The 7,298-nt window shown below is 64.1% G+C and carries 5 protein-coding genes; all 5 read left to right on the top strand.

Annotation, left to right across the window (positions count from 1 at the left end):
• Positions 1-75: 75 nt before the first annotated feature.
• Genes V7D81_RS22510 through V7D81_RS22490 form a run of 5 tightly spaced genes read left to right on the top strand, consistent with a single transcriptional unit; the run spans position 76 to position 7,241 of the window.
• Complete coding sequence (locus V7D81_RS22510; protein WP_324320546.1) at positions 76-2,526, top strand: PEP/pyruvate-binding domain-containing protein; 2,451 nt, start codon at positions 76-78, stop codon at positions 2,524-2,526.
• The gene (locus V7D81_RS22505) at positions 2,523-3,620 is read left to right on the top strand and encodes a DUF3419 family protein (RefSeq protein ID WP_324320544.1); all 1,098 of its coding nucleotides are present in this window, start codon (positions 2,523-2,525) and stop codon (positions 3,618-3,620) included. The genes V7D81_RS22510 and V7D81_RS22505 overlap by 4 nt, the downstream gene beginning before the upstream one ends.
• Positions 3,617-4,921, top strand: a complete 1,305-nt coding sequence (locus V7D81_RS22500) for a diacylglycerol/polyprenol kinase family protein (RefSeq protein WP_324320542.1) — start codon at positions 3,617-3,619, stop codon at positions 4,919-4,921. Before V7D81_RS22505 ends, V7D81_RS22500 begins: the two co-directional genes overlap by 4 nt.
• Positions 4,918-5,775, top strand: a complete 858-nt coding sequence (locus tag V7D81_RS22495) for a hypothetical protein (protein WP_324320540.1) — start codon at positions 4,918-4,920, stop codon at positions 5,773-5,775. The genes V7D81_RS22500 and V7D81_RS22495 overlap by 4 nt, the downstream gene beginning before the upstream one ends.
• Positions 5,772-7,241: an AMP-binding protein gene (locus V7D81_RS22490; RefSeq protein WP_324320539.1), complete on the top strand. Its 1,470-nt coding sequence runs from the start codon at positions 5,772-5,774 to the stop codon at positions 7,239-7,241. The genes V7D81_RS22495 and V7D81_RS22490 overlap by 4 nt, the downstream gene beginning before the upstream one ends.
• Positions 7,242-7,298: the final 57 nt, after the last annotated feature.

Below are 7,298 nucleotides of genomic sequence, written 5' to 3'. Positions count from 1 at the left end.
GGTGTTCGTCTGCTACATGGCGGCGGGCTATCTGCCGTTGCTCCAGTCCGGCGCCACCCAATGAATGTGATGTCCATGATCGACAAATCCGTCTATTCCGCTGAAGAGTCGCGCGATGTGAGCGTGGTCGGCGGCAAGGCTACGGCGCTCGGCCGCCTCGTCGCGCAAGGCTTCGACGTGCCGCCCTTCTTTGCCGTCAGTTCGGCGGCCGCATCCCGCATCACGAACGAGGACCTGGCTGCGGCGCTCGATGACATCGGTGCGGGGCCTTACGCGGTACGCTCGTCGGGGTGCGAGGAGGATGGTGCTGAGCATTCGCATGCTGGTCAGTTCCAGAGCCTGCTGAATGTCGATGAGGCCGACGTGCCGTCCGCCATCCGCAAGGTTTGCGAGTCGGGCGCGACGGAAACCCTCCGTTCGTATCGCACCTCGCGCGGCCTCGATCCCGATGGTGGTACGCCTGCCGTCCTCGTCCAGCGCATGGTCGATGCGCGCGCTGCCGGTGTTGCATTCTCCGCCGACCCGGTCAGCGGCCGCCGCGATCGCATGGTCATCTCTGCGATCGAAGGACTGGGAGACCGGCTGGTGTCGGGCGAGGTCGATGGCGATCATGTCGTTGTCGAAGCGGCAACGGGGCGGGTGATAGTTGCACCTGAAGGTGATGCAATCCTCTCGCAGGATGATGTCGCAGCGTTGGTCGATCTGGCGCGGCGCGTCGAACAGGCTGCCGGGTCGCCGCAGGACATCGAATGGGCGTTCGAGGGCGACCGCCTCTATCTGCTGCAGGCACGCGCCATTACGACGAGCCTGCGCGCGCCGGCCCGGCAGGATACCACCGTCACGATCTTTGACAATTCCAATATCGTCGAGAGCTACCCGGGCTTCGTCTCGCCGTTGACCTACAGCTTCGCGCAGTATGCGTATGCGCGCGTCTATCGCGCGTTTCTCGCCATCTGCGGCGTAGATGCCGATACCATCCGTGCCAACTCCGGAGCGCTCGAGAACATGCTGGGGCGCATCGACGGACGCGTCTACTACAACCTCGTCAACTGGTATCGCCTCTTGGCTCTGCTGCCAGGCTTCAGCCTTAACCGAGCTCACATGGAAACGATGATGGGTGTCGGAGAGCCACTGCCGTCCGACATCGGCGACGCTCTGGCACCGCCGCCTGCCAGGGGACTTGCTGCGTGGCGCGAGCGCGCGCGTGTCGCCCGCGTCGCGGGCACGCTCGTCTTCGAGGCCGTCCGCCTGCCACGCACGATCCGGCAGTTCTATGCACGGCTCGACAAGGCGCTCGCGACGGATGCAGCAGCCATTGACGCCATGAGCCTGAGCGCGCTCGCCGCCTATTATCGGCGCATCGAGGCAACGCTGCTCGACCGATGGGACGCGCCCCTCATCAACGACTTCCTGTGCATGATGGCGTTCGGCGGCTCGCGCAAGCTGGCGAAGCGCTGGATTGGCCCTGCGGGCCTCGAACTGCACAACGACATCATGATTGGCCAGGGTGATATCGTGTCCGCCGAGCCGCCGCAGCGCATCTCGGCGATGGGTCGAATGGTTGCCGGCAATGCCGAGCTTATCGATGCTCTGGCCGCGGGTAATCAGATTGCCATCGAGCGTGATCCTGGCCTTGCTGCTGCCATTGCCGCCTACATCGCCAAGTTCGGCGACCGCTGCACCGAGGAACTGAAGCTAGAGAGCATCACGCTCGATGCCGATCCGCGCCCACTGCTGGCCTCGATCGCGGCCTCCGCGCGCCATCCTGCAACGCCGCCGGTGCGCAGCAGCGCGGGCCTGGACCGCCTCAGTCCGCTGATGAGGGGAAAGCCGTTGCGTCGCTTCGTACTCAAGCGCGCGCTCGCCTGGGCGAAAGCCCGCGTGCGCGATCGGGAGAACCTGCGCTTCGAGCGAACGCGCATCTTCGGACAGGCACGCCGCGTGTTCCTCGCCATCGGGCGCCAGCTGCACGCAATCGATCGGCTCGATGCGCCGCGCGACGTTTTCCTTCTCACCGTGCAGGAGGTGCTGGGCGCGATCGAAGGTTTCGGGCATGATCGCGAGCTGAAAGCGCTCGTCGCGATGCGCAAGGCACAGTTCGAGGTGGAGCGCACAAGTCCCGATCCGGGCGAGCGCATTACCGTGACGGGCGCCGTCATCGCGCAATCGCGGTCGTCGATGTCTTCACAGAGGCAGGAAGTCGCCGGCAATGTGCTGCAGGGTACAGGCTGTTCGGCTGGCGTCGTCAAGGCGAAGGCGCGCGTCGTGCGAGATCCCGCCAATGAACGGCTCGGGCCCGGCGAAGTGCTCGTCGCGCAGCACACAGATCCAGGCTGGATCGCGCTTTTCACCAATGCCTCCGCCATCGTCGTCGAGCGCGGCAGCCTGCTGTCCCACTCGGCTATCGTTGCGCGTGAACTCGGGCTGCCCTGTGTCGTGGGGCTGAAGGGTGCCATGTCGGCGATCCAGACGGGGGAAGTGATCGAGGTTGACGGTGCGTCGGGCGTGGTGAGGAAGTGCGGATGACAGCACAGATAGCCACCAAAGCCGCCTTCGATCGCATCCGCTACGCCCAGCTGTGGGAGGACGCGGACGTTCTGGTGCATGCGCTTGCAGGGGCGCCGGGACGTACCTTTGCAACGATCTGCTCGGCCGGTGACAACGCGCTGGCGCTGCTTACGCTCGATCCGCGGCGTGTCATCGTCGTCGATCTTTCTCCGGCCCAGATCGAATGCCTGAAGCTGCGCATCGCCGCCATGCGCGCGCTCGATCATGTCGCATATCTTGAGCTGCTCGGCGCCAGACCGTCTCGGCGTCGCCGTGCTCTCCTCGACGGTGTCACGACGACGATGGATGACGACTCGCAGGCGTTCTGGACAGCGCGCCGGGATGACGTCGCGCGCCATGGTGCCGGTGGCGTCGGCAAGTTCGAGGCCTACTTCCGCATCTTGAAGACGTGGCTGCTGCCGCTCGCCCAGTCACGAAGCACGGTCGCCGACGTTTTCGTCTCGCGTCCGCCGGCCGAGCGGCGCCGCTTTCATGATGAGCGGTGGAACAACTGGCGCTGGCGTCTCCTTCTAAAGGTCTTTTTCTCGCGCGCGGCGATGGGGCAGCTCGGGCGCGATCCGGCCTTCTTCGATCACGTGGAGGGCAGCGTCTCCGACCATGTGGTCCGTCGCATCGTGCACGCCGCCGTCGATCTCGATCCGGCAGATAATCCTTATCTGCATTGGATCTTGACGGGAGGCATGGGCGAAACCCTCCCGCTTGCCTGGCGTTCGGAGCATTACGACACCATTCGCGACAGACTGGACCGGCTGGACGTGCGCGTCGGCTCGTTCGAGGGACTGATCGCGGCCGGTGAGCGCGCCGACGGTTTCAACCTTTCGGATATCTTCGAGTACATGGATGCAGACACCTTCGCGGCTGTCTATCGCGACCTCATCAAGGTCGCCAATTCGAACGCCCGGCTGGTCTATTGGAACATGATGGCGCCGCGGCGCGTACCGAAGGCGTTCAAAGATGCCATTGTGACGCGCACCGATCTGGAGGCGGCGGGCAAGGCGATGGACAAGGCCTTCTTCTATTCCGACTTCGTGGTCGAAGAGGTGCGCGCGTGAGCATCGCCATGGAGCTCGTGTTGATCGTTCTGTCCGTTGGTGGCCTGCTGGCGGCGATGGCCGGCGTGCATTTCCTCGCTCCGCGTTTTGGCTGGTCGGCGGAGCTGCAGCGCAAGACCGTGCATGTCGCAACGGGCCTTTATGCGCTCACCCTTCCGCTGACGTTCTCAGAGGCATGGCCGGTGCTGCTGCTGTGTGCTCTGGCGGTCCTGGTGTTGGTGGTGATGCGCACGCCGGCGCTTGCGCGCTCAGGCATCGGTTCAACCATCCATGCTGTCGAGCGCCAGTCCTACGGCGAGATCCTGCTCGCTGTCAGCGTCGGCTTTCTATTCTTCCGTTCGATCGGCAGTCCCGTGCTGTTCGTCCTCCCGATGCTCGTGCTCACCTTCTCCGATGCTGTAGCCGCGTTGACGGGCATCCACTATGGCCGCCGGCTATTTCCTGTGGAGCAGGGCGCAAAGAGCATCGAAGGCGTTGTCATGTTTATTCTCGTCACCTTCATCATTTCGATGGTGACGCTGCTCTTGATGACCGATGTTCCGCGCGCGAGCGTCGTCGTGATGTCTTTCATCCTCGCCGCGTTCGGTGCGCAGCTGGAGGCGGATTCCTGGCGCGGCCTCGATAACCTGTTCGTTCCTGTTGGGATTCATCTGTTCCTGCAGAACAACATCGAGACGCCGCTCGTCGGGCTGCTGGCGACGGCGCTGCTCTACGTCGCTATCATTGCAGTGCTGGTCGCCGCGGCACCGCGCCTCGAACTGACACGGCAGGCGGCGCGCGGCTATGGCGTGCTCGCGTTTCTCATCCTGTCGGTGACTGCCCCTGTGAACGCGCTGCTCCCCATGGCGGCCTTCGCACTGTTCGTCGTGCTCCGGCGCGCCTATGCCTGCCGTAGCACCTATCCCGATCTGGATTTCCTGGCCGCGGTGACAGGGACGGCGATGTGGTGGCTGTTCGCTGGCGAGTGGTCCGGCCACAATGCCATCAATCTCTACAACCTGACATTTGCGGGCGTTGCGGCGACCTTTGCCGTTCTGCTGCTGCATAACCGTTCGCATGCTCTCGCGGGTCTGTTGGCTCTGGTGCTGGGTGCGGCGGTCTACGCGATCCAGTTCGCAAATAGCACCGATGCACAGTGGATGCCGGGCTTCTCCCTCGCGGTGCTCGTCAGTCTCGGGCTATGCGTCGCGGTGGCGTTTGCCGTTCCGCGCTGGTTTGAGCGGTATCGCTCGGCGCGCGCCTTCATCGTCGCGCTGCTCGTGCCGCTTTCTTCGTTTGCTTGGAAGGTTCTTGTGTCATGAACGCTGCGCCAGTCGAGATCCGCGACCCAGAAGGAGCCGCCTGTACCGTCTATCGCGATGCTCCCGCCTGGGCCGACAAAAAAACCGCGGCCGTCGGGGCATTTTCCTGCGAAAGCGTGGAAGTGGGTGCACGGCTTTTGGTTGACGTGTGCGAGACACTCGTAGGCGAGGGCTTCCAAGCGGTGATTGGCCCGATGGACGGTGATACGTGGCACAAGTACCGAGTCGTCTCCGAAAGCGATGGCAGCGCACCCTATTTCCTGGAGCCAGTCAGCGGCCCGTTCGACCTTGCGGCCTTCACTTCCGCCGGGTTCGCGCCAATCTCGTCCTATGTTTCCGCCCGTGCCGGCATCGACGAGGCGATCGGCAAATCCGCCACGGCCGTCGACGGCATAACGATCACCGCTTGGGACGGCAAGAACGCAGCCTCGTTGATCGCCGGCCTGTTCGACCTGTCGCGTTCGGCTTTCGCCAATAATGCGTTCTACAAGCCGGTCACGCGCGACGCATTTCTGGAGCTCTATCAACCGATCATACCGGCGATCGATCCGCGGCTCGTGTTCTTCGCGCATGCCGGCGATCAGCTCGCAGGGTATCTGTTTGCGCTACCCGACCTCCTGGAAGGCTCGCGGCCGCGCACGGCGATCGTAAAGACGTATGCCAGTGGCGTGAGGGGCGTCGGACACATGCTCGTCGACCGGGCGCACTGCACGTTCCGCGATCTGGGCTACACGCGCGTCATCCATGCGCTCATGCACGTCGACAACCGCTCGCGTGAGCGCAGCCAGCGCCATCAGGGCAGTGTGTTTCGCCGTTACGATCTCATGGGGCGCGACCTCGCACTGCAATTATGAACCTGATTGCTGCTTTTCTCACCGAGGCGGATCGGCGCGCCGATCAGATCGCGATCATCGATCGCGACGGACGGCGCATCACCTTTGCGCAGCTGGTGGCGCGCTCCGCGCAGCTGTCCGGCGCATGGCGCGCCAACGGATTGCGGGCTGGCGACACGGTGATCCTAGCGATGGGGATCGGCATCGATCTTTATGTTGCGCTGGCGGCCGCGTGGCGCGTCGGCGCGGTGGTTGTGTTCCCGGAGCCGGCGTTGGGGTTGCGCGGCCTGCGCCATGCGGTCCGCATGACGCGGCCCAAGGCACTCCTGTCATCGGGACTGTATCGCTGGCTCGGCTGGGCGCTGCCCGATCTCAGACGCTTGCCGATGCGCCTTTCACCGGACGATCATGGCACTGGGCCGGAGAATGTCGAAGACGTTACTGCCGAGCATCCTGCGCTTATATCGTTCACCAGTGGTTCCACCGGCCTTCCCAAAGCGATCGTTCGTACGCATGGCTTTCTCGCGGCGCAGAATGCCTGCGTGGCCGACCTGCTCGATCCGCGTGGGCGGCGCGAGGTGGATCTCGTGGCTTTCCCCGTGTTTGTCGTCGCCAACCTGAGTTTCGGTGTCACCTCGGTGTTGCCGAACTGGAATCTGCGGCACCATCACAACGCCGATCCTGCCGAGATCGCTGGCCACATGCGCCGCCATGGCGTGACGAGGGCCCTGCTGCCGCCGTCGATCTGTGAACGGCTGTGCATGCTCGACACCTTGCCGCCGCTCGGTGCGGTATTCACCGGCGGCGGGCCGGTGTTTCCGGACGTCCTTCGCCGGCTAGCCGCATTATTGCCGAACGCAGATATCGTCGCCGTCTACGGGTCGACGGAGGCCGAGCCGATCGCGCACTTGTACGTGCGCGACATCACGCAAGCCGACTGGACAGCCATGGAGACGGGCGGGGGGTTGCTTGCGGGGCATCCCATTCCACAGGTCGCGCTGATGCTGCGTGACGACGAGGTCGTCGTCACCGGCGATCACGTCAACAAGGGGTATCTCGATCCACGCCACGATGCCGACAACAAGATTGCGATCGACGGCCGCAACTGGCACCGCACCGGAGATGCGGCACGCCTTGACGATCAGGGCCGCTTGTGGCTGCTCGGCCGGCATGATGCACGTGTGGCCGGTCTCTATCCTTTCACGGTCGAAGTCGCCGCGCGCTCATGGCCGGGCGTTGTGCGCGCGGCCCTGGTCGGCGTGGATCGCCACGCGGTGCTCGCCGTCGAGGGCGATCGATCGTGGTTTGGCGATTGGCGGGAGAAAGCGTATGCCTTTGCCGACCTTGAACTCGTACACGTCAAAGCCATCCCGCTCGATCGCCGGCATCGCTCGAAAGTCGATTATGCCCGACTCCGGCAAAGCTTGCGCGCGTCGATGATATTTGCGAAATCAGCCAGAGGCAGCGTCAGCCGGTCGACCTTGTAGGTATCCGGAACGACATCTCGCCGCCTATAGTGGCTTGATGCAGGCCGATGCCTACTC

This window comes from Povalibacter sp., assembly GCF_036735925.1.
Lineage (GTDB): Bacteria > Pseudomonadota > Gammaproteobacteria > Steroidobacterales > Steroidobacteraceae > Steroidobacter.
The sequence above is the reverse complement of the archived record's forward strand: the minus strand, read 5'-3'. Positions and strand labels throughout refer to the sequence as shown.